This is a genomic window from Rhodanobacter sp. B2A1Ga4 (genome assembly GCF_018101315.1).
Classification (GTDB): domain Bacteria; phylum Pseudomonadota; class Gammaproteobacteria; order Xanthomonadales; family Rhodanobacteraceae; genus Rhodanobacter; species Rhodanobacter thiooxydans_A.
Genome location: NZ_JADBJR010000005.1, coordinates 26,335 through 47,710, shown reverse-complemented (window position 1 = coordinate 47,710; position 21,376 = coordinate 26,335). Strand labels below are relative to the sequence as shown.

Genomic DNA, 21,376 nt, shown 5'->3' with positions numbered 1-21,376 from the left:
TGTCCAAGGATTGCGATGACGATCGAGCTGGGCCTGATGCTCGCCGGCATGCTGATGATCGGTTTCCTGGCGCAGTGGCTGGCGTGGCGGGTGAAGCTGCCGGCGATCCTGTTCCTGCTGCTGGCCGGCATCGTGCTGGGACCGGTCGGTGGCATGCTCGATCCGGACAAGTTGCTGGGCGAGCTGCTGTTCCCCATGGTCTCGCTGGCGGTGGCGCTGATCCTGTTCGAGGGCAGCCTGACCCTGCGTTTCCACGAACTGCCAGGGATCGGCAAGGCGGTGCGTGGATTGGTCAGCTATGGCGCGATCGCTTCACTGCTGATGCTGGCGCTGGCCGCCCATCTCGTCGCCGGGCTGGCCTGGCCGATCGCGCTGCTGTTCGGTGCGCTGGCCTGCGTGACCGGGCCGACGGTGATCGCGCCGATGCTGCGCACGCTGCGCCCGAACGCGCGCATTGCCAACACGCTGCGCTGGGAAGGCATCGTGATCGACCCGCTGGGCGCGCTGTTCGCGGTGCTGATCTACGAGGCGATCGTGTCGCGCCAGGAGGGCCACACCATCGGTGTGTTCATCGCCACGATCGGCTGCGGCGTGGGCATCGGCGCGTTGTCCGCCTGGCTGATGGCGTTCTTCCTGCGTCGGCAGATGATCCCCGAGTACCTGCAGAACTACGCGGTGCTGGCGGCGGTGCTGCTGGCCTTCAGCATCTCCAACACGCTGACCCACGAGTCGGGGCTGCTGGCGGTGACGATCATGGGCATCGCGCTGGGCAACCTGCGCGGCGTGCACATCGACGACATCCTCGACTTCAAGGAAAGCCTCACCACCGTGCTGGTGTCGCTGCTGTTCATCCTGCTGGCGGCGCGGCTGCACTGGCCGCTGCCGGACGGCATGCTGGGCGCGGGCATCGTGTTGTTCCTGATCGCGCAATTCCTGGTGCGCCCGCTGACCGTGGCGCTCTCGAGTTTCGGCAGCGGGTTGAACTGGCGCGAGCGCGCGCTGATCGGCTGGGTGGCGCCGCGCGGCATCGTGGCGGCGTCGGTCTCCGCGTTGTTCGCGTTGCGCCTGGACCAGCTCGGCGTGGCCGGCGCGGAGGCGCTGGTGCCACTGGTGTTCACCCTGATCATCGGCACCGTGATCCTGCAGAGCGCCACCGCGCGGCCGCTGGCGATCTGGCTGAAGGTGGCGGAGCCGGAGCCGCGCGGCGTGCTGGTCTTCGGCTCGGATGCGGTCGCCCGTGCGATCGGCAAGTCGCTGCACGAGGCCGGTTTCCGCATGGTGCTGGCCGACGACGACTGGGACGGCATTCGACTGGCGCGGATGGAAGGTCTGGCCACGTTCTTCGGCAACCCGGCCTCGCCGCATGCCGAACGCCACCTCGATCTCACCGGCATCGGCCGGCTGCTGGCGGTGTCTACCCATCGCGAGCGCAACTCGCTGGCCTGCGTGCACTACCGGCAGGAATTCGGCCGCGCGAAGGTGTACCGGCTGCGCAACCTCACGCCGCAGGAGAATACCGATCGCGCGGCGCTGGCCGGCAGCCTGCTGGCGCCGCCACTGTTCGACGAGGAAATGACCCACGGCCGCTTCGCCGAGATGATGGAGCAGGGCTGGCGGATCAAATCGACGAAACTGACCGTCACCTTCGACTGGCCGCACTTCATTGAGCAATACGGCTCGAACAGCGTGCTGATGTTCGGCGTGGAGGAGAAAGGCGCGTTGCGGGTGGCTTCGACCAGGCGTGAGCTGGAGCCGAAGCCGGGCTGGACGGTCATCGCGCTGGTGCCACCGTCCAGCGTGTAGCAGCGCACCCCGTGCGCTGCTACACCATGGCTTGCGTCAGGCCGCCGATGCCTGCTTGAACTGCGCCTCCTCGGTCGAACCTTTCAGCGCCGTGGTCGAGGACTGGCCCTGCTGGATCGCCTGGGTGACGGCATCGAAATAACCCGTGCCGACTTCGCGCTGGTGCTTGACCGCGGTGAAGCCGCGCTCGGCGGCGGCGAATTCCTTTTCCTGCAGTTCCACGAAGGCGGTCATCTGGCGGCGCGCATAACCATGCGCCAGGTCGAACATGCCGTAGTTGAGGCTGTGGAAGCCGGCCAGGGTGATGAACTGGAACTTGTAGCCCATCGCGCCCAGTTCCTTCTGGAAGTTGGCGATGGTCGCGTCGTCCAGGTTCTTCTTCCAGTTGAAGCTGGGCGAGCAGTTGTAGGCCAGCATCTTGCACGGGAATTTCGCGTGGATCGCTTCGGCGAAGCGGCGCGCGTCATCCAGGTTCGGCTTGCTGGTCTCGCACCAGATCAGGTCGGCGTACGGCGCGTAGGCGAGGCCGCGGCTGATCGCCTGATCCAGGCCGGGACGCACGCGGAAGAAGCCCTCGACGGTGCGCTCGCCGGTGATGAACGGGCGGTCATTGGCGTCGATGTCGGAGGTCAGCAGGTCGGCGGCGTCGGCGTCGGTGCGCGCCACGATCAGGGTCGGCACGCCGGCGACGTCGGCGGCCAGGCGCGCGGCGTTCAACTTGTCGACCGCCTCGCGCGTGGGCACCAGCACCTTGCCGCCCATGTGGCCGCATTTCTTCACCGAGGCCAGCTGGTCTTCGAAATGCACGCCGGCGGCACCGGCCTCGATCATTGCCTTCATCAGCTCGAATGCGTTCAGCACGCCACCGAAACCGGCTTCGGCGTCGGCCACGATCGGCACCAGCCAGTCGATCTCGTCCTTGCCTTCGGCATGGTGCAACTGGTCGGCGCGCAGCAGCGTGTTGTTGATCCGCTTGACCACCAGTGGCACCGAGTTGGCCGGGTACAGCGACTGGTCGGGGTACATCTCGCCGGCCACGTTGGCGTCGGCGGCGACCTGCCAGCCGGAGAGGTAGATCGCCTGCAGGCCTGCCTTGACCTGCTGCATCGCCTGGTTGCCGGTGAGCGCACCCAGCGCATTGACGAAGTCTTCCTTGTGCAGCGATTTCCACAGCCGCTCGGCGCCGCGGCGGGCCAGCGAGTGTTCGACGGCGACGGTGCCGCGCAGGCGCGCCACGTCCTCGGCGGAGTAATTGCGCTGGACGCCGGCCCAGCGCGGGTTGTTGTTCCAGTCCAGCGAGATCTGTTCGGCGGTGGGCAGGGCGGTCTTCATGGCGTGGCTCCGGTGATGGCGTTGTTGCAGGGGCGCACGCTGTGCGCTCCCACGAGGTCGATCAGGCGAGTTGTTCGTAAGCGGGCAGGGTGAGAAAGTCGCCGAGCTGGTCGGCATGGGTCATCGCGCTGAGCAGGGAGGCAGCGGCGTCGGCGCGGGCGGCACCGGGGTGCTGGCTGCCCTGCAGGCGATGGGTGTGGGCGGCCACGGCGTGATCGAACAGGGCGAAGTCGATCGGTGCGTGGTCGGGGAACTCGAGTGCGTCCGTGTTCGAGTCGTCGGCATGATGGAGCCACTGCCACAGCTGCGCGCGAGCGATTTCGGCCGTGGCGGCGTCCTCCATCAGGTGGTGGATCGGCACGCAGCCCAGGCCGTCCAGCCAGGCGGCGGTGTAGCGCAGGCAGACCTCGACGTTGTTGTCGAAGCCGGCGCGGGTGATCGTGCCGTTCGGTGCGGCGAGCAGCTGTTCGCGGCTCACCTGCACGTCGGTGCGCAGCACGCCCAACTGGTTCGGCGTCGGCATGTACTCATCGAAAATCTGCTGCGCCACCGGCACCAGCGCCGGGTGCGCCACCCAGGTGCCGTCGTGGCCAGCCTTGACCTCGCGCAGCTTGTCGGCGCGCACCTTGGCCAGTGCCGCCTCGTTCGCTGCGTCGTCGCCCTTGATCGGGATCTGCGCCGCCATGCCGCCCATCGCGAACGCGCCGCGGCGGTGGCAGGTCTGGATCAGCAGTTCGGAGTAGGCCTTCAGGAACGGCGCGGTCATCTGCACCTGGCCGCGCTCCGGCAGCAGGCGGTCGCGATGGCCGCGCAGGGTTTTCAGGTACGAGAAGATGTAGTCCCAGCGGCCGCAGTTGAGGCCGACCGCGCGACGGCGCAGCGCATGCAGGATCTCGTGCATCTGGAACGCCGCCGGCAGCGTCTCGATCAGCACGGTGGCCTTCATCGTGCCGACCGGCAGCTGCAGCTCGTCCTCGGCGGCGGCCATCACGGCGTCCCACAGCGCGGCTTCCTCCATCGCCTCGAGCTTGGGCAGGTAGAAGTACGGGCCGCGGTCGCGGCGGTGCAGTGCGCGGGCGTTGTGGAACACGAACAGGCCGAAGTCGACCAGCGCGCCGGCCATCGGCTCGCCGTCCACGCTGAAGAACTTGTCGTGCAGGTGCCAGCCGCGCGGGCGCACCACCAGCACGGCCGGGTTGTCGTTGACGCGATAGCTCTTCCCTTCGGGCGAAGTGAAGCCGATCGTGCCGTCCACCGCGTCGCGCAGGTTGAGCTGGCCGTCGAGCTGGTTGGCGAAGGTGGGCGCTGAGGAATCCTCGAAGTCGGCCATGAACACCTTCGCGCCGGAGTTCAGCGCGTTGATGATCATCTTGCGCTCGACCGGGCCGGTGATCTCGACGCGGCGGTCCTGCAGCGCGGCCGGGATCGGTGCCACGGCCCAGTCGGACTCGCGGATCGCCAGCGTATCGGCGCGGAAGTCCGGCAGGCCGCCGGCGTCGTAGCCGGCCTGGCGCTCGCGCCGGGCCTGCAGCAACTGCTGCCGGGTGGACTCGAAGCGGCGGTGCAACCGGGCCAGGAAATCCAGCGCCGCGGGGGTGAGGATGCCTGCGTAACTGGCCGGGTCGGCGTGGATCTCGACGCTGCCGAGTTCGAGTCGTTCCTGCGGGACTGCCATGGGTTCGCTCCGGGTCGTGGGTGACTCGAAGCTAGGGCAGTAATCGTGTGTTTGACAAAGTGAATGTTTCAATCACTAATATTGATAAAATCAATCTGTAATGCAATTTACTGAAATACCTCGATGAAAAAGCACACGGTCGCGCCGAACAAGTCAAAAAAAATACACCGCAGCGCAGCAAAAAAGCGCACCGGCGGTGAGCCTGCCGATGTCGGCCGTTTCTATTACAAGGGCAACCGCCACAAGCAGCTGCGCGCCTTCGTCAGCGTGGTGAAGCTGGGTACGCTGACCCGTGCCGCCGAGGCGCTGTTCCTGTCGCAGCCCACGATCAGCCTGCAGTTGCAGGCGCTGGAGCGCGAACTGGGGGTGAGCCTGCTGGAGCGCCGCCGCCGGCGCATCAACCTCACCGACGCGGGCGAGGCGCTGTACGAGCTGGCGCGACCGCTGGTGGAGGGCTGGGACACGCTGGACCGCGACTTCCAGGCCCGGGTCAAGGGCCTGCAGGCCGGCCGACTGACCATCGCCGCCGGTACCTCGACCATCCAGTACCTGCTGCCCGAGCTGGTGCGCCGCTACCGCGAGCAGCATCCGGCCGTGCAGCTGCAACTGGCCAACGTCACCGGCAAGGACGGTCTGGCGCTGTTGCGTGCGGACGAGGCCGACTTCGCGGTCGGTTCGATGCTGGACGTGCCCAACGACATCGCCTGGGCGCCGGTACAGCACTACGACCCGATGCTGATCATGCCGCCGGACCATCCACTGGCGGCGAAGGACAAGATCACGCTGGAGGATATTTCGCCGTACGGCCTGATTCTGCCGCCGCAACGGTTGTCCACCTACCGCCTGGTCGACCTGGTGTTCCAGCAGCGCCAGGTGCCATACCACGTGGCGATCGAGGTGGGCGGCTGGGACGTGATCAAGGAATACGTGGCGATGGGCCTGGGAATATCCATCGTCACCGGCATCTGCATCACCGCGGCCGACCACGCGCGCCTGGCCGTGCGCAACATGCAGCAGTTTTTCCCGCAACGCAGCTACGGCGTGGTGATGCGCAAGGGCAAGTTCCTCAGCGCCGAGGCGCGCGCCTTCATCGACCTGATCCGCCCCGGCCTGCTGACCCATCGCGACTACGACGAGCCGGGGCATTCGGGGCGCTGAGCTGCGCCCGCGTGAGCCGGGTCAGCGCGCCGCCTTCGCGATCAGTGCGTCCAGGTGCATGCGCCGGGCGAGCAGGAGCGAGCCGTCGTACGACAGGTGGCCGTCGTCGCGGTACAGGAAGGTACCGTCCAGTTCGGTGCGGCACGCCTTCGTGTCGCACAGGAACGCATCGAACGACACCACCTCGACATCGGCCTGTGCGTGGATCCGCTGCAGGAAGGCGAACACCCGGCGCTTGCTGGCACGGTACTGCGCCAGCGGGATGTCGCAGTCGATGAAGCGGCCGAACAGCGTGCGGTTGCGCGCCTTGCGCTCGAGGCAGTGGCTGTAGTCGAAGCCGTCGCCCGGTGGCGGCGCCACGATCACCACGCGGCGGCCCAGCGCACGGACCCGGCCGATGGTGGCGGCCAGTGCCGCCAGCGCGGTGTCTGCATCGGGCGGTTCCACTCGCGCCTGCCCGTCAACCACGTGCAGCATGCGCCGCGCCGGGTCGAAGTACTCGTAGAACGGGCTGGACAGCACTACCGTGCGGATCTCCGGGTGCGCGGCAAGGTAGGCGATTACCGAGTCGTTGAAACTCAGGCAGCGCTCGGCGAACTCGCGGGTGTACACGCGGTAGATCTGTGCCAGACCCAGCAGCGGCCCGCAGGCGCTCTTGGTGGCCTGCAGCACCCCGCCGGGCATGGTGGCGGCCAGCCCCGGCACCAGATGCATGGCGAACGAGTCGCCCCAGATCATCGTGGCCGGGTGTGCCGCGTTGCTGCAGCGCATGGTGTATTCCAGGCGCTGGTAGCCGTCACACACCGCGTCGAAGCCGACGTTGTCGCGGCGTAGCCAGGCGTAGTCGATCGCTGGCCCGCGCAGCGCATGGGTGCCGCTGCGCGCGGCGAGGGTGAGCGGCAGCAGTGCCAGGCCCAGCGAAGCGGCCAGTGCGGCCAGCGACCAGCGTCCCGGCGAATGCAGTTCAAGCCGGCGCAGCGGCCGCTCGACGCCGCGGTACAGGGCGAAGCCCAGCAGCAGCGCCAGCGCGACTGCGCCCGCCAGGACCGCCGGCGCAGGCGTGCCGAAGGACGGGTCGCCGGCGTAGACATTGTTGAGCAGGGCGAAGACCGGCCAGTGCACCAAGTACAGCGAGTAGGAGGCGTCACCGACCGCGGCCAGCACGTTCGGCAGCGGCCGGTCCTGCAACTCGGGGTGCCGACGCATGATCACGACCAGGGTCGCCACGCAGACGATCGCGATGTTGGCGAAATGAGGTGCGGGCAGCGGCCACACCGGCACCACGAACAGCGCGGCCAGCGCCGGCAGGAACAGGCGCGCCACCCAGGCCTGCCGGCGTGGGCCCGGTGCGCCGGCCAGCGCCGCGAGCGAGCCGATCGCCAGCTCCCAGGCGCGTGTGGGCAACAGGTAGAACGCCGCCTCGGGCCGCGAGTAGCTCAGCACCACGCACAGTGCGAAGCTGGCCGCCAGCACCAGCACGCTGCCGGCGAACCACCAGCGCCGCGGCACCAGCAGCAGCGCCGCCGGCAACAGCAGGTAGTACTGCTCCTCCACCGCCAGCGACCACACGTGCAGCAGCGGCTTGAGCGCTGCAGTGCCCGCGAAGTAGCCGGTCTGCTGCAGCAGCACGAAGTTGCCGGTGAAGCTCACCGCACCGGCGAGTTGCCGGGTGAAATCCTGCCATTCGCTGGCATCGAGCAGGAAGAACGCGGCTGCCGCGGTCACCGCAAAGGTGACGTACGCGGCCGGCAGCAGCCGTTTGGCGCGGCGGAAGTAAAACGTGGCGAAGCGGAAGCGGCCCTGACCGATGTCCCTGGCCAGCAGGCCGGTGATCAGGAAACCAGAAATGACGAAGAAGATGTCGACGCCCAGCCAGCCCGCGCCGATGAAGCCGGCGCGGGCGTGCTGCAGGATCACCAGCAGCACGGCCAGGCCACGCAGGGCCTGGATATCGCTGCGCAACGGCGGCCTGCCTGCATCCATGCCCGTCCCGCGCAGACCCTCAGAAACGGCGGGTCAGCGTGAGGCCCCAGCTGCGCCCCTCGTATGCGCCGGTGTTGAGCACCCGCTCGCTGTAGCCGGCGTTCACGCTCAGTTGCCACGGCGAGAAAATGCCGACCACCAGCGATGCGCTGATGTCGTTGGCGCGACGCCATGCGGTGAAGGTCTCGTCGCGCTGCCGGCCCAGGCCCGCCTGCACCGACAGGCCGACGTCTTCGCCGAGCCCGACGTAGAGGTTGGCGGTCAGCGCGTAGCGCCGGTAGTTGTCCGGTGCGTAGTAGCCGTGGCCGGGGTTGTGGTCGAACGACAAGTGCTCCGCGTTGGCGCCGAGGTCCAGCATGATGCCGGGCTGGCGCACGACCGCGCGACGCATGGCGGCATTCCAGTCCGTGCTGTTGTTGCTGTCGCTGAAATGGTCGCGACGCAGCCACAGGTCGCCGGTCCAGCGGAAGTCTGGCGTCCACTGCGCGTGACCGGTGACGCTGGTACGGTCCAGCCCCAGCGAGAGCGAGCGTGGCGAGGCGGCGACGCGATCATGGTCGGCCAGCAGGTCGGCGCGGAAGGTGTCGCTGAAACGCTGGTCCACGCCGAGCCGCCACAGCGTGGTGCCGCCGCCGTCGATCGAGGAACGGCCGATGGCCGCGCTGAGCGTGGTGTACAGGGACGGTGCGTAGCGCAGCCCGACCAGCCCGCGGTTCTCATCGAGCGAGCGGGCGCCGGTGAGGCTGGCGAACGGGCTGCTCAGCGGCGCGCGGTAGTTCCAGCGGCCGAGCTCGGCCGTCCAGCGCAGCGCCTCGCCTTGCGCCAGTTCCGCGCGCAGGGTCGGTTGCGAGCGCTCGAGGTCGTCCGAATCGGAGCCGTGCTGGTAGTCCAGCGCCACGAGGGAATCGGTGCGGATGCGAACCGAACGCTCCAGGTCGCGCGCATCCTTGCCGTCCGGCCTGGCGCGCTTGACCGCCTCGACGTAGGGCAGCGCTTCGCGTGGTCGCGCCGACTGGCGCAAGGCGATCGCCTGCGCGTAGTTGGGCAGCAGGCCGTTCGGGTCGGCGGCCAGCGGCGCCGCATTGGCTTGCTGCGCCGTGCGGATCAAGCCACCCCAGGCCAGCACCGACGCGAGCACGACCTGGCCTTCGCTGCTGCGGGTCGCTTCCGGATGGGCGTCCAGCACGTCGCGGGCGCCGGCATAGTCGCCACTCCAGGTCAGGTAGCGCGCCAGGTCGAGCACGGCGGCCTGGTCGCCGGGGTGCCCGGCGACGTATTCGCGCATCGTCCGCGTGGCGGCATCGGCGTGGCCGGTCCACATCAGCGCCCGTGCCTGCGTGTCCAGCGGCTGGACGGCAGGGTTCTGTGCCCATGCACCGGCCGGCGCCGCCAGCAGCGCGCCGACGAGCCAGGCGAGGGATTTCATTTGCGCCATTTGCGATTCCCCGTAATCCACAGGTCGATGGCAAACTGGCCGATCGTGCGGATCTCGGCCAGGATCAGGACGTAGCGCAGCGGTGTCACCAGCAGACCCTTGCCCAGCATCTTCCAGCGCTCGCCGCGGGAGATCACCGTCAACACGATCAGCGACAGCGCCGATTCCGCCAGCAGGGTGATAAGCAGCGGTTCCCAGCAGCGCAGCAGGGCCATCACGATCAACGCGGTGGGGAAGCCGATCTTCTCGAAGGCGGACATCAAGATGATCCAGCCCAGCGGGCGCCCGTAGCGTTTGGTGACTTCCTCGCCGAACGCCTGTCGGTACGGCTCCTGGACCTTGCGCAGCTCCTGGATGTGCTTGCCGTGCTCGCCCTGCTTTTCGTGCCAGCGCCGGCGCATGCGCGCGAACACCTTGAACGGGCTGCGCACCAGCGCGTCGAAGTAGTAGCAGCTCTGCAGGAAAGACGACGACCACAGCGAGATTTGCCGCGGCAGCCGCGTGGCCAGCGGCTCCTCCGAGCGCGCCGTCACGTCCAGCAGCTGGGCGTTGCGATAGCCCTGGTTGATCAGCGCGAAGCCGATGAAGATGTCCTCGGAGTTGGTGAGGTTGTCACCGAACTGAGGCTCGTAGCGGTCGAACAGGTCCTTGACGTATTCACGGCGGTAAGCCACGGCGCAACCCACCGGGTTGGTGATGCCGCCGAAGAAGACCACCTGGCCATGGAACACGAAGCCCTGCAGGAAGCGGTACAGGCAGTCGCGGTAGATGTTGGTCAGGCCCCACCACATCAGCTGCAGGCGCGAACGGCTGGACTTGGGGTCGACATACGGCCTGCCGCCGAGCACCACGGTGTATTCCGGGGTTTCCGCGAGACGGCGGCGGTCGGACAGGCGCATCGGCAGCACGCGGCCGCAGACCGAGGCGATGCCGACGCCCTTGTACAGTTCCTCGACGCAGCGGGCGATGTAGTCCGGCGATTCCAGGAAGGTGTCGCCGTCGAGGATGAACTCCACGTCGGCGTCGAACTCGCGCGCCTGGCGCTTGAGCGTGGGCGTCTTGCCGATCGACGCCTGCCGCCGGATCACCGTGATCTTCATGCCCAGCCGTTGCGCGGTCAGCTCGGCGCGGCTGGCGGTGCCGTCGTTGCTGCCGTCGTCGACGACGATGATGTTGCGCGGCTTGTGCGTCTGCCGCGCCACCGAGACCAGGCAATGGGCGATGTTCTCCGCCTCGCGGTAGGCGGGGATGACCACGTCCACCGTGGCGGTACGCCAGTCCTGCGCAGGCGTCGGCACGGTCCGGTCCGGACCGCGCAGCAACCCGATCACGCTGAGTAGCGCGTTAGGACTGATGACAAACCAGGGTGCGGTGGCCATGTTCGCTGCCTGTCAGGGAGATGCGTCGTTCGCGGATGAGCTCGTCGAGCGTGTCTTCCAGCGTGTAGCGGTGCTGGAACCCGGTCAGCGTGCGCAGCCGGGTCAGGTCCGGCCGGCGCCGCTGGATGTCCTCGAAATCTTCGCCGTAGGCTTTCAGGTACGGCACGTGGGTGATCGGCGAGTCGCTGTCGGCGCGCTGGCGGATCAGCTCGGCCAGTGCGTTCATGCTGATCTCGCGGTCGTTGCCCACGTTCGCCACCAGCGCGTCGCCGCTCTCGCGCGAAGCGAGCAGGTCGAGCGCACGCACGTTGTCGCGCGCGTCACAGAACGAACGGGTCTGCTCGCCGTCGCCGTACACCGTGATCGGCTCGCCGCGTACCGCCTGCTCCACGAAACGCGGTACGACCATGCCGTAGCGGCCGGTCTGGCGCGGGCCGATGGTGTTGAAGAAGCGCGCCACCAGCACCGGGATGCCGAATTTCTGCGCATAGGACAGGGCCAGCGCCTCATCGGCGATCTTGCTGACCGAATAGTTCCAGCGGGTGCCGGCGCGGGTGGATACGCTGAGGTCCATGTCCTCGGTCAGCAATTCGGCATGGCGGTGGCCGTAGACCTCGGAGCTGGAGGCGACTACCACCTGCGGTTGCCAGCCGCTGGCGGCGATGGTGCGGAACAACCGTTCGCAGGCGGCGATGTTGGTGGCCAGCACGCGCGTCGGTTCGGCGATCACGCGGTACACGCCGACCACGGCGGCAAGGTGATAGACCCGGTCCGCCCAGGCGGCAGCCTGCTGCAGCAGCGGCCAGGTCAGCATGTCCGCCTCGTCGAAGCGGAAGTTCGGCGACGCCTCGAAGGACGCCAGGTTGGCGCGCAGCCCGGTCGACAGGTCGTCCACCACGTGGACCTTGTCCCCGCGCGCAAGGTGCAGCGCTACCAGATGGGAGCCGATAAAACCGGCCCCGCCCGTGATCAACACGTGCATGTTCGGATTCCCCCTTGTGTGTCCTGCGCCTGGTAACGGAGTCGCAGGACATTTCAACTAATGTGATGAGTATCACATTTTCTGTGATTATTGGTAAGCACGTGCCGTGCCATGACGTATTGATTCATGCTATTAGCCGGGTCTGCATCCCGCGTGTGCCCTTCCGCGTCGCAGGAAGGGGACGGGATGGCCCCACCGGGTCAGGAACGGACAAGGCGGGGCGCCCGCGGACAGCTGGCTCAGCCGCGCGGTTGCAGCGCCAGTTCAGCCCGAAACCCAGCCATACGATGCCGCGCAGGCAGTCCATCCGGCGCCCGCCGTGTGGGCGTCGCTGCACTGCCGATGGTCACACGTTGCGGTGCTTGCCCCGGAACGGTGCGTAGAACGCGCGCAGGCGGGCCAGGTCCGCCTCCATGTCGGCGCTGGTGTCGAACAGCGGGCCGAACCGGATGGTCTTGTCGGGGTAATGGAACGCCACCGGGAAGATCGGCACGCCGGCCTCGCGGGCGATGCGCCAGAAGCCGCTCTTCCAGCGCTTCACCGGCTTGCGCGTGCCTTCCGGCGCAATGCCCAGCCACAGCCGGTCGCGCTGGCGGAACTGGTCGATCATCTGCTCGACCACGCCCCGGGCGGCGGTGCGGTCGATCGGCATGCCGCCAAGCCGGCGCAGCAGGCCGCCGAGCGGCCAGAAGAACAGCTCCTGCTTGCCCATGAAGTGCACGTCGGCGCCGACCGCCACCTTGACCAGCAGCCCCCACACCCCATCCCACCAGGACGAATGCGGCGCGGCGATCAGCACCAGTTTGGGCACGTCGGGAAACTCGCCGACCAGGCTCCAGCCGGCCATGCGCAGCGCGGCGCGGCAGGTCCGGCGTTGCCAGCCGTCACGCAGGCGGGGCATCTGTGCCGGTAGCTGTGCGGGAGTAAACAGGCGTCCGTTCATTCGAAGTCCGGTTTGCGCGAGCGCGTCTGCTTGATCTTGCCGCGTTGCTGCTTGCCGACCAGACGGCGCTCCTTGGAGGCACGGGTCGGTTTGGTGGCCACGCGTTTCTTCGGCGGCAGCAGCACGCCATGGATCAGCTCGGCCAGCCGCTCGCGCACGTCGTCGCGATTGCGCGCCTGGTCGCGAAAGCGGCGACCCTGGATCACCAGCACGCCTTCGGCGGTTAGCCGGCGGTCGCGCCGGGCCAGCAAGCGCGCGCGGACCTCCTCCGGCAGCGACGGCGAGCCGACCACGTCAAAGCGCAACTCCACCGCGCTCTCGGTGCGGTTCACATGCTGCCCGCCCGGGCCGTCGGCGCGCAGGAAGCGCTCGACCAGTTCGGATTCGGGCAGGGAGAGGGTGCGGCTGATGGTCAGCATGCGGGAAGTGTAGGGGAGAAGCGGGGAGTGAGTGGAGGGCAGCGAGAAGCCGAAGAAAGCCTGGAGCGGCCTTTCTCACGCCGGCCAGCTCACTTCTCTTCGAGCGTCCAGCCGAAGCGATCGAGCAGCCCGGCATACGAGGCGTCCAGCGGGGCTTCGATCTCCAGGGCAGCGCCGGTCAGCGGATGTGCGAAGCGAATCCGCCAGGCGTGCAGCAGCATGCGATGGCAGCCGAAGTGCTGCTTGTACAGCCGGTTGTGGTCGCCGCGGCCGCGCTGGCAGTCACCGATCACCGGGTGGTGGATGTGCGCCAGGTGCTTGCGGATCTGGCGGAAGCGGCCGCTTTCGGGTTCCGCCAGCAGCAGGGCATAACGCTGCTGCGGGTAGCGACCCAGTTCGATCGGCACTTCGATCGTGGCCAGCTGGCGGTAGCGCGTACGCGCCTCGCGGCGAGGGCCGGTTTCGCGCGAACCTGACAGCGGATAATCGATCATGCCTTCCGCCGGCTCGGGCCAGCCGCGCACCACGACGAGATACTGCTTGCGCACCGAGCGGCCCATGAACTGCTCGCCCAGTGCGGCGGCGACCTCCTTGCTGCGTGCGACCAGCAGCACGCCGCTGGTGGCGCGGTCGAGCCGGTGCGCCAGGTACACGTGGTCGCCGACCTGCTCGCGCAGCAGGTCGATCAGGAATTCTTCCGCGTTGCCCACCATCTTCGAGCGATGCACGGCCAGGTTCGCCGGCTTGTTCACCGCGATCAGGGCGTCGTCCTGGTAGAGGATGTCGAGCATGCGGACCCGTCGAGCGAGGTGTGGTGCGGTTATGGGGCAACGTAGGGCGGGCACTACCCGCCGGCTCCTGGCGTGAAGCGGCGGACAGTGTCCACCCTGCGTTCCGATGGGTTTCTCGCGTCGGTCAGCGGGAGCGGGGCCAGCCGATGGCGAACGCGAGCAGGCCTGCAATGCCGGCGCCGAGCGGTGGCCAGGGGCCGTGTTGCGGATTGAGTGTCCACAGCAAGGTGGCGCCGATCAGCAGCGTGCTGCCGAGCAGGCCGCAGGCGAGCAGCTTGTGCTGGCGGCGGGCATTGTCCCGTTGCAGTTCCAGCGCCAGCGGATCGGCCAGCTCGCGCCGTTCGCCGCGGCCGATCTGGCGCAGCGCGTCGCGCACCAGCTCGGGAAATTCCGGTGCGTGGTGCAGCCATTCGGGCAGCCGCTTGCGCACGTCGCGCAGGGCGCGCAGCGGGCTGTAGTGTTCGCGCAGGATGCGCTTGAGCACCGGATGCGCCACTGCCCAGATGTCGATCTCCGGGTCGAGCATGCGGCCGACGCCCTCGATGTTGAGCAGGGTCTTCTGCAGCAGGATCAGCTGCGGCTGCAGGGTCAGCTCGAAGCGGCGCGCGGTCTGGAACAGCTTCACCACCAGCTCGGCCAGCGAGATCTGCGCCAGCGGGCGGGTGAAGTAGGGCTCGCACACGGTGCGCACGGCCGCTTCCAGTTCATCCAGTCGTACGTCGGCGGGCATCCAGCCGGCCGCGACGTGCAATTGCGCGATGCGCGCATAGTCGCGCTCGAACAGCGCGATGAAGTTCTGTGCCAGCCAGTACTGGTCGGCCTCGGGCAGCGAGCCCATGATGCCGAAGTCCAGCGCGATGAAGCGCGGTTCGCCGGTGCGCGCCGGGTCGACCCAGATGTTGCCGGGGTGGGCGTCGGCATGGAAGAAGTTGTCGCGGAACACCTGCTCGTAGAACACCCGCACGCCCTTGGCGGCGAGTGCCTTGCGGTCCAGCCCGGCGGCGTCGATCGCGGCGATGTCGTCGCTGCTGATACCGTGCACGCGTTCCAGGGTGAGCACACGCGCGCTGGTCAGTTCCCAGTGCACCTCGGGAACATAGAGGTCCACGCCGCTGGCGAAATTGCGCTTGAGCAGGCTGGCGCTGGCGCCTTCGCGCTGCAGGTCCAGCTCGTTTTCCAGCATCTTCTCGACTTCGGCCACCACGTCCAGCGGGCGGATCTTGTCGGCGTTCGGGTGCCAGCGCTGGGCCAGCTCGCCCAGCGAGCGCAGCAGTTTCACGTCGCGGGCGATCTGCGCGTCGATGCCGGGGCGCAGCACCTTCACCACCACCTCGCGGCCGTCGTGCAGCGTGGCGGCGTGTACCTGGGCGATCGAGGCGGAGGCCAGCGGGGTTTCGTCGAATTGGGCGTATAGACGGCTGATCGATGATTTCAGTTCGCCCTCGACGATGGCCCGTGCCTCGCTGCCGGGGAACGGCGCGACCTGGTCCTGCAGCAGCGCCAGCTCGTCGGCGATGTCCGTGGGCACCAGGTCGCGGCGGGTCGACAGCACCTGGCCGGCCTTGACGAAGATCGGGCCCAGTTCGGTCAGCGCATGACGCAGGCGCGCGCCACGCGACAGTCCGCGGATGTCGATGCGCGGGCGCGACACCAGCGGGCGCAGCAGCTTCAGCGGACGGTACAGGTGGGTGGCGTCGACTAGTTCGTCGAGCCGGTACGCCAGCAGCACCGAGGCGACCCGCAGCAGGCGCGGTACCACCTTCAGCGGCGTCACGCGGCGTTGCCCTGCAGGCGTCGCATCAGCCGCTGGATGCGTGATTCCAGTCGCTCGCTGCGCTCGCGCACGTCGTCCACGCCGTCGAGGAACCCTTCGACCTCGCCTGGCGCCATCGCCACGCGAGCCTCGTCGCGCAGCCAGTCGGCGCTGTCCTCGCTGAGATGGCTGGCGGTTTCGCGGGCGTGGGCGAGGCCGTTGCGCACGGCTTTCGCCAGCGGCACGCCGAGCACGTCACCGAACGTGCGCGCGAACGCTTCCTCGAAATCCGGGGCGAACTTGCCGGCCAGTTTTTCCAGTCGGCGCGCCAGTTCGGCGTCGCCGGCGATCTCCACCTTGCCCGGCGCGATGCCGTCGTCGTCGCGGCGGAACATCATGGCCAGCAGGCTGCCCGGGGTGGCGGCGACCCGCAGCTGGCTATCGTCTTGCGGCGGGCCGACTTTCAGGCGCGCCTCGTCGACGATGACGGCCAGCGCCAGCTCCGGTCCGCGCAGATGCAGTTGCACGCTGCGGCCGTTCAACGCGGCCAGCTTCTGCTGCGTGTCCGGGTCCAGCGACAAGGTGTGGTTCAGCGCGGCTTCCAGCGCACGGCCGGCGAGCTTGCGCAGCGGTTGCGGCAACCAGGAGTTGGGAGTGGCGGCGTTCATCCGGCGATTGTAGCCCGCCGGCCGGGCTCAGACGTCCGCGGCGCCGGGGAAACCCAGCTGGCGCCAGGCTTCGTAGACGGCCACGGCGACGCTGTTGGACAGGTTCAGGCTGCGGCTGTCCGGGCACATCGGCAGGCGCAGGCGTTGCTCGGCGGGAATCGTTTCCAGCACCTCGCCCGGCAACCCGGCGGTCTCGCAGCCGAACAGCAGCGCGTCGCCATCGGCGAAGCGGGCGTCGACGTGGGCGACGCGGCCGCGGGTGGTGAAGGCGAACACTCGCGGCGTGCCGATCGCATCGAGGCAGCTGGCCAGGTCGTCATGCACCGCGACGCTGGCGTACTCGTGGTAGTCCAGCCCGGCGCGCCGCAGCCGGGCATCGTCGAGCTGGAAGCCGAGCGGCCGGATCAGGTGCAGCGCAGCGCCGGTGTTCGCGCACAGGCGAATCACATTGCCGGTATTCGGCGGGATCTCGGGACGGAAAAGGATGACATGCAGCATCCGGCCATTATCGCGTGTCAGTGCCGATCTGCGTCGAATGCTCAGCCGCCGAACTGCGGGCAGACCACGCCGTCCGGTGGCAGTGCGCAGCTGGTTGGCGCGGCCAGCAGGATGGCGCCGATGGTGCTGTTGGCGGCGAGCTGCACAGAGGCCGGCGTGGTCGTCACCATCGCGCCAAGGATCAGGCCGCAGACCGCCAGGCAGGCGATGAACAGGCCGCGCAGCATCAAGGTCTCGAATTTCATGGTCATGTCTCCGATGAATGAAGTGAAGTTCCTGCCTTCCCGTTTGAGCAATCCCCGTGCCAAGCGCTGCCATGTAGTCAAATCATTGATTTATAAATGATAAGCAAGTGAGCTTGGCAGCTGCGGCATTGTCCGCGGACAGCTGTCCGCCCGCCGCCGGACAGCCGGACAGGCCGGCCGCGACCGTGCCACAAGTCATTTGCGATGCCCGCAGGGCGTCGCTAGCCTGCGTGGACTTATCCGTGAAACAGGAGGTTCACCGTGACAAAGAAACCACTCGCCCTGCTCATCGCCGGCCTGCTTACCCTGACCGGCGGGATGCCGCTGGCACTGGCTGCCCCGGATGCCGCCACCGCGGCCGCGACGACGCAGGCGCAGCAGATCCCCGAACTCGCCTGGACCCGCTTCACCCTGCCGAACGGGCTGACCGTGGTGGTGCACGAGGACCACAAGGCGCCGGTGGTGGCGGTGAGCGTGTGGTACCACGTCGGCTCCTCCTATGAGCCGAAGGGCAAGACCGGTTTTGCGCACCTGTTCGAGCACCTGATGTTCCAGGGTTCGGAGAATCACAAGGACGAATTCTTCAAGCCGTTCGAGCTGGCCGGCGCCACCGACCAGAACGGCACCACCTGGCTCGACCGCACCAACTATTTCGAGACGGTGCCCACCAGCGCGCTGGACATGGCGCTGTGGATGGAATCGGACCGCATGGGCCACCTGCTCGGCGCGATCGGCCAGCCGCAGCTGGACGAGCAGCGCGGCGTGGTGCAGAACGAGAAACGCCAGGGCGAGAACCAGCCGTATGGCCGCGCCAGCGAGCTGATCCAGGCTGAGGCATTCCCGGCCAACCACCCCTACCACCACGACACCATCGGCTCGATGGCGGACTTGAACGCCGCCTCGCTGGGCGACGTGAAGCAGTGGTTCAAGGATTACTACGGCGCCGCCAACACGGTGGTGGTGCTCTCCGGCGACATCACGCCGGCGCTGGCGAAGGAGAAGATGCTGAAGTACTTCGGCGACATCGCCGCCGGCCCGCAGGTGCCGCGGCCGCAGCCGTGGGTGGCGCCGCGCACGCAGTCCACGCGCGGCACGATGACCGACAACGTGGCGCAGGTGCGCATCTACCGCGAGTGGAACGTGCCCGGCCGCGGCAGCCGCGACGAGAACCTGCTGGAGCTGGCTGCCGCGGTGCTGGGTGGCAGCAAGACCTCGCGGTTGTACCAGCGGCTGGTCTACCAGGACAAGCTGGCCGACAGCGTTTCGGTCGACGTCGAGCAGCACGTGCTGGCCAGCCTGTTCAACCTGCAGGTGGACGTGAAGAAGGGCGCTGACCCGGCCAGGGTCGAGGCGGCGATCGCCGACGAGTGGCGGAAATTCCTGAAGGACGGCCCGACCGCCGACGAGCTGGCGCGGGTCAAGACGGAAACCCGCGCCTCGTTCGTGCGCGGGCTGGAGAAGGTCAACACGCAGGCCTCGATCCTGGCCCAGGGCCAGCTGTACCGCAACGATCCGGGCGCCTACCTGAAGGACTTCAAGGAACTCATGGCGGCCACGCCGGCCGACGTCGCCGCGGTGGCGAAGCGGTGGGTCGCCAAGGGCGACTACACGCTGACCGTGCTGCCGGGCAAGGTCGAGGACACCGACATGGCCACCGTGGCCGGCCGCGCCGCGGCCAGCGGTGCGCCGGCGCCGGTGCTGTCGGCGAAGGGCGACTACCGTACCGTCAAGAGCGATGTCGACCGCAGCAAGGGCGTGCCCGCGGTCGGCACGTTCCCCGACCTCAGCTTCCCCGCCCTGCAGCGCGGCAAGCTGGACAACGGCATCGAGGTGATCCTGGCCGAGCGCCACACGGTGCCGGCGGTGCAGCTGCAACTGCTGTTCGACGCCGGCTACGCCGCCGACCAGGGCCGCAAGCTGGGCACCTCCAGCTTCACCATGGCGATGCTGGACGAGGGCAGCAAGGAACTCGACTCGGTCGAGATCGCCAAGCGCAAGCAACGTCTGGGCGCGATCATCGCCAGCGGTTGCGGACTGGATTACTGCAACGCCACGCTGAACGCGCTGGACGACCAGCTGAAGCCGTCGCTCGACCTGTTCGCCGACATCGTGCGCAACCCGGCGTTCCGCGAGACCGATATCAGCCGCCTGCGCGGCCAGTGGCTGGCCGGCATCGCCCAGGAGAAGAGCCAGCCGATCGGCATCGCGCTGCGCACCCTGCCGCCGCTGCTGTACGGCAAGGGCCACGCCTACGCGATCCCGTTCACCGGCACCGGCACCGAGGCCTCGATCAAGTCGCTGAGCGCCGCCGACATGCGCGCGTTCGTGGGCGATTTCATCCGCCCGGACAACATGCAGATCCTGGTCGCCGGCGACACCACGCTGGACAAGATCATCCCGCAGTTGAATGCCGCGTTCGGCAACTGGAAAGCGCCAGCCAGCAAGGTGCCGGCGAAGAACATCGGCAAGGTGGCGCCACCATCGCAGGTGCGCGTGTACCTGGTCGACCGCCCCGGCGCGCAGCAGAGCCTGATCCTCGCCGGCAGCCTGGCGCCGTCGACCGAGGCGCCGAACAACCTGGAGATCCAGACCATGAACGGTGCCTTCGGCGGCACCTTCACCTCGCGCCTCAACATGAACCTGCGCGAGGACAAGCACTGGGCCTACGGCGCCTTCAGCTTCCTGCAGAACGCGGTAGGCCAGCGCCCGTTCATGCTGTACGCGCCGGTGCAGACCGACAAGACCGCACCGTCGGTGGCCGAGATGCTGAAGGAGGCGAAGGGCGTGATCGGCGGGCAGCCGCTGACCGCGCAGGAGATCGGCAAGATCAAGGTCGGCGACGTGCGCAGCATGCCGGGCAGCTACCAGACCACCGCGGCGGTGATGGGCGCGCTGCAGGGCATTGCGTTATACCACCGGCCGGATGATTACGTGCAGACCCTGAAGTCGCGCATCGAGGCACAGACCGATGCCTCGGTGGAAGCGGCGGCGAAGGAGATCATCCACCCGGACCAGCTCACTTGGGTGATCGTCGGCGACCTCAAGAAGATCGAGGCGCCGATCCGCGCGCTGAAGCTGGGCGAGGTGCAGGTGCTCGACGCCGACGGCAAGCCGGTGAAGTGAGCCCAGGTGCGGTGCCGGCATGCGCCGGCACCACGCGTTGTGGATCGGTTGGGGGACGCGCCGCCGTCCCCGCGCTAGGATGGAGGCCGGGCCGGCCATGCCCGGCCTCTTTCATGTCCAAGCCACCGTCGCGGAGCCACCCATGCGCAAGACCCTGCTGTTGCTCGTCCCCGTCCTCCTGCTCGGCGCCTGCAGCTGGGGCATCACGCTCGACGATGCCGCCAAGAACGTGCGCACGGCCTGGAGCGGCGACGTCTCCTCCTGCCACGAGCTGGGCAAGGTCACCGTCTCGGTGATGGACCGCGTCGGCCCGGTCGACCGCAACGACATCAAGGTGCGCGACGAACTCGAAGTGCTGGCCCGCAACGAAGCCGCCAAGATGCACGCCGACACCATCAAGCCGCTGGCCGAGCCGACCGACGGCTCGCAGCCGTGGGGCGCCTATCAGTGCGGCGCCAGCCGGCCCACGCCGACCAGTGCGCCGACCCGATCCGGCTCGACTCCGGGACAAACGCAGACGTTCCCCGTTCACGGCGGCTGAGCAGTTCTCGTCCGATCATCGAAAGGCGCCCGCGGGCGCCTTTTTTCATGCCTGCATGGCGGGTGCTTGCCTGGCGGCGGGACTCGGCATAATATGCACATATTGATATTACATATATGTATAAAATACATGACAGGTAATTGGATATCGCCGTGAACAGCTTCGTTCCCACCGAGCAGCGGCTGGCGGTCACCCGCCGGCGGTATCCGGCGTTTCCGCGCGAACCGGCGGTGCTGGTGCGGCTGGTCAAGCACATCTACAAGCAGCTGCACGACGACGCCAATGCCCTGCTCAAGCCGTGGGGCATCAATCACCCGGAATACAACCTGCTGATGATGCTGTACGGCACCGAGGGGTACGCGTTGCATCCCTCGCAGCTGGCCGAGGCGGCGGGCGAAAAATCCGCAAACATCACGCGGCTGGGCAATGAGCTGTGCGACAAGGGGCTGATCGCGCGCGACGGCAGCAGCGAGGACCGGCGCAAGGTCACCTTCACCCTGACCCGGGCAGGCGTGGCGCTGGTCGAGAGTTTCCTGCCCGGGATCTGCGCCCTGCTGGAGCGGCAGGGTGCGGGCCTGTCGCCGCGCGAGTCGGTTCAGCTGGAAAAGCTGCTGAAGAAATTCCTGGACCATCTCGGACAGGGCTGAA

At 68.0% G+C, this 21,376-nt stretch carries 18 protein-coding genes; 5 read left to right on the top strand and 13 right to left on the bottom strand.

Annotated features, from left to right (window positions below):
- Positions 1-15: 15 nt before the first annotated feature.
- Positions 16-1,803: a sodium:proton antiporter gene (locus IMW82_RS14930; RefSeq protein ID WP_211005132.1), complete on the top strand. Its 1,788-nt coding sequence runs from the start codon at positions 16-18 to the stop codon at positions 1,801-1,803.
- Positions 1,804-1,839: 36 nt separating this feature from the next.
- Here the strand turns inward: IMW82_RS14930 and aceA are convergent, their stop codons facing one another.
- The gene (aceA, locus tag IMW82_RS14925) at positions 1,840-3,135 is read right to left on the bottom strand and encodes an isocitrate lyase (RefSeq protein WP_211005131.1); all 1,296 of its coding nucleotides are present in this window, start codon (positions 3,133-3,135) and stop codon (positions 1,840-1,842) included.
- A gap of 61 nt (positions 3,136-3,196) precedes the next feature.
- Positions 3,197-4,810 carry a malate synthase A gene (aceB, locus tag IMW82_RS14920; protein ID WP_211005130.1) on the bottom strand — a complete coding sequence of 538 codons (1,614 nt, stop codon included), beginning with the start codon at positions 4,808-4,810 and terminating at the stop codon, positions 3,197-3,199.
- A gap of 123 nt (positions 4,811-4,933) precedes the next feature.
- Between aceB and IMW82_RS14915 the strand changes: the two genes are divergently transcribed.
- Complete coding sequence (locus IMW82_RS14915; protein WP_211005129.1) at positions 4,934-5,968, top strand: LysR family transcriptional regulator; 1,035 nt, start codon at positions 4,934-4,936, stop codon at positions 5,966-5,968.
- Between the two features lie 21 nt (positions 5,969-5,989).
- Here the strand turns inward: IMW82_RS14915 and IMW82_RS14910 are convergent, their stop codons facing one another.
- The 11 genes from IMW82_RS14910 to IMW82_RS14860 form a co-directional block, all read right to left on the bottom strand.
- Positions 5,990-7,951 (bottom strand): acyltransferase family protein, encoded by a 1,962-nt coding sequence (locus IMW82_RS14910; RefSeq protein ID WP_211005128.1) that lies wholly within the window; start codon positions 7,949-7,951, stop codon positions 5,990-5,992.
- 19 nt (positions 7,952-7,970) lie between these two features.
- Entirely contained in the window at positions 7,971-9,377 is a 1,407-nt protein-coding gene (locus IMW82_RS14905) for a tetratricopeptide repeat protein (RefSeq protein ID WP_211005127.1), read from the bottom strand.
- Positions 9,374-10,765: a glycosyltransferase family 2 protein gene (locus IMW82_RS14900; protein WP_211005126.1), complete on the bottom strand. Its 1,392-nt coding sequence runs from the start codon at positions 10,763-10,765 to the stop codon at positions 9,374-9,376. Before IMW82_RS14900 ends, IMW82_RS14905 begins: the two co-directional genes overlap by 4 nt.
- Entirely contained in the window at positions 10,731-11,747 is a 1,017-nt protein-coding gene (locus IMW82_RS14895; protein WP_108472050.1) for an NAD-dependent epimerase/dehydratase family protein, read from the bottom strand. Before IMW82_RS14895 ends, IMW82_RS14900 begins: the two co-directional genes overlap by 35 nt.
- Positions 11,748-12,093: 346 nt before the next feature.
- Positions 12,094-12,690, bottom strand: a complete 597-nt coding sequence (locus tag IMW82_RS14890) for a lysophospholipid acyltransferase family protein (protein WP_108472049.1) — start codon at positions 12,688-12,690, stop codon at positions 12,094-12,096.
- Positions 12,687-13,109, bottom strand: a complete 423-nt coding sequence (gene arfB, locus IMW82_RS14885) for an alternative ribosome rescue aminoacyl-tRNA hydrolase ArfB (RefSeq protein WP_211005125.1) — start codon at positions 13,107-13,109, stop codon at positions 12,687-12,689. Before arfB ends, IMW82_RS14890 begins: the two co-directional genes overlap by 4 nt.
- Positions 13,110-13,198: 89 nt before the next feature.
- Positions 13,199-13,900, bottom strand: coding sequence for a pseudouridine synthase (locus IMW82_RS14880; RefSeq protein ID WP_211005124.1), 702 nt, complete (start codon positions 13,898-13,900; stop codon positions 13,199-13,201).
- Positions 13,901-14,024: 124 nt separating this feature from the next.
- Entirely contained in the window at positions 14,025-15,674 is a 1,650-nt protein-coding gene (gene ubiB, locus IMW82_RS14875; protein ID WP_211005123.1) for a ubiquinone biosynthesis regulatory protein kinase UbiB, read from the bottom strand.
- Entirely contained in the window at positions 15,671-16,321 is a 651-nt protein-coding gene (locus tag IMW82_RS14870) for an SCP2 sterol-binding domain-containing protein (protein WP_211005122.1), read from the bottom strand. Before IMW82_RS14870 ends, ubiB begins: the two co-directional genes overlap by 4 nt.
- Before the next feature lie 27 nt (positions 16,322-16,348).
- Positions 16,349-16,819 carry a tRNA (uridine(34)/cytosine(34)/5-carboxymethylaminomethyluridine(34)-2'-O)-methyltransferase TrmL gene (trmL, locus tag IMW82_RS14865; protein ID WP_211005121.1) on the bottom strand — a complete coding sequence of 157 codons (471 nt, stop codon included), beginning with the start codon at positions 16,817-16,819 and terminating at the stop codon, positions 16,349-16,351.
- 41 nt (positions 16,820-16,860) lie between these two features.
- Positions 16,861-17,064, bottom strand: a complete 204-nt coding sequence (locus tag IMW82_RS14860; RefSeq protein WP_108472256.1) for a hypothetical protein — start codon at positions 17,062-17,064, stop codon at positions 16,861-16,863.
- 261 nt (positions 17,065-17,325) lie between these two features.
- Here IMW82_RS14860 and IMW82_RS14855 point away from each other — a divergent pair, with 261 nt between their 5' ends.
- The 3 genes from IMW82_RS14855 to IMW82_RS14845 all read left to right on the top strand — a co-directional run bounded on the left by IMW82_RS14855 (position 17,326) and on the right by IMW82_RS14845 (position 21,375).
- Positions 17,326-20,187 carry a pitrilysin family protein gene (locus IMW82_RS14855; RefSeq protein WP_211005120.1) on the top strand — a complete coding sequence of 954 codons (2,862 nt, stop codon included), beginning with the start codon at positions 17,326-17,328 and terminating at the stop codon, positions 20,185-20,187.
- A gap of 142 nt (positions 20,188-20,329) precedes the next feature.
- A complete protein-coding gene (locus IMW82_RS14850; RefSeq protein ID WP_108472042.1) occupies positions 20,330-20,728 on the top strand; it encodes a DUF4156 domain-containing protein in 399 nt (132 codons plus the stop codon).
- Positions 20,729-20,880: 152 nt separating this feature from the next.
- Positions 20,881-21,375, top strand: coding sequence for a MarR family transcriptional regulator (locus IMW82_RS14845; RefSeq protein WP_211005119.1), 495 nt, complete (start codon positions 20,881-20,883; stop codon positions 21,373-21,375).
- Position 21,376 lies beyond the last annotated feature (1 nt).

What these genes read in the sequence shown, in the direction of transcription:
- aceB (WP_211005130.1), bottom strand. Translation starts at nt 4,810, where the DNA reads ATGGCAGTCCCGCAGGAACGACTCGAACTCGGCAGCGTCGAGATCCAC.
- IMW82_RS14915 (WP_211005129.1), top strand. Translation starts at nt 4,934, where the DNA reads ATGAAAAAGCACACGGTCGCGCCGAACAAGTCAAAAAAAATACACCGC.
- IMW82_RS14880 (WP_211005124.1), bottom strand. Translation starts at nt 13,900, where the DNA reads ATGCTCGACATCCTCTACCAGGACGACGCCCTGATCGCGGTGAACAAG.
- arfB (WP_211005125.1), bottom strand. Translation starts at nt 13,109, where the DNA reads ATGCTGACCATCAGCCGCACCCTCTCCCTGCCCGAATCCGAACTGGTC.
- IMW82_RS14930 (WP_211005132.1), top strand. Translation starts at nt 16, where the DNA reads ATGACGATCGAGCTGGGCCTGATGCTCGCCGGCATGCTGATGATCGGT.
- IMW82_RS14850 (WP_108472042.1), top strand. Translation starts at nt 20,330, where the DNA reads ATGCGCAAGACCCTGCTGTTGCTCGTCCCCGTCCTCCTGCTCGGCGCC.
- IMW82_RS14900 (WP_211005126.1), bottom strand. Translation starts at nt 10,765, where the DNA reads ATGGCCACCGCACCCTGGTTTGTCATCAGTCCTAACGCGCTACTCAGC.
- aceA (WP_211005131.1), bottom strand. Translation starts at nt 3,135, where the DNA reads ATGAAGACCGCCCTGCCCACCGCCGAACAGATCTCGCTGGACTGGAAC.
- IMW82_RS14895 (WP_108472050.1), bottom strand. Translation starts at nt 11,747, where the DNA reads ATGCACGTGTTGATCACGGGCGGGGCCGGTTTTATCGGCTCCCATCTG.
- trmL (WP_211005121.1), bottom strand. Translation starts at nt 16,819, where the DNA reads ATGCTGCATGTCATCCTTTTCCGTCCCGAGATCCCGCCGAATACCGGC.
- IMW82_RS14905 (WP_211005127.1), bottom strand. Translation starts at nt 9,377, where the DNA reads ATGAAATCCCTCGCCTGGCTCGTCGGCGCGCTGCTGGCGGCGCCGGCC.
- IMW82_RS14870 (WP_211005122.1), bottom strand. Translation starts at nt 16,321, where the DNA reads ATGAACGCCGCCACTCCCAACTCCTGGTTGCCGCAACCGCTGCGCAAG.
- IMW82_RS14910 (WP_211005128.1), bottom strand. Translation starts at nt 7,951, where the DNA reads ATGGATGCAGGCAGGCCGCCGTTGCGCAGCGATATCCAGGCCCTGCGT.
- IMW82_RS14890 (WP_108472049.1), bottom strand. Translation starts at nt 12,690, where the DNA reads ATGAACGGACGCCTGTTTACTCCCGCACAGCTACCGGCACAGATGCCC.
- IMW82_RS14860 (WP_108472256.1), bottom strand. Translation starts at nt 17,064, where the DNA reads ATGAAATTCGAGACCTTGATGCTGCGCGGCCTGTTCATCGCCTGCCTG.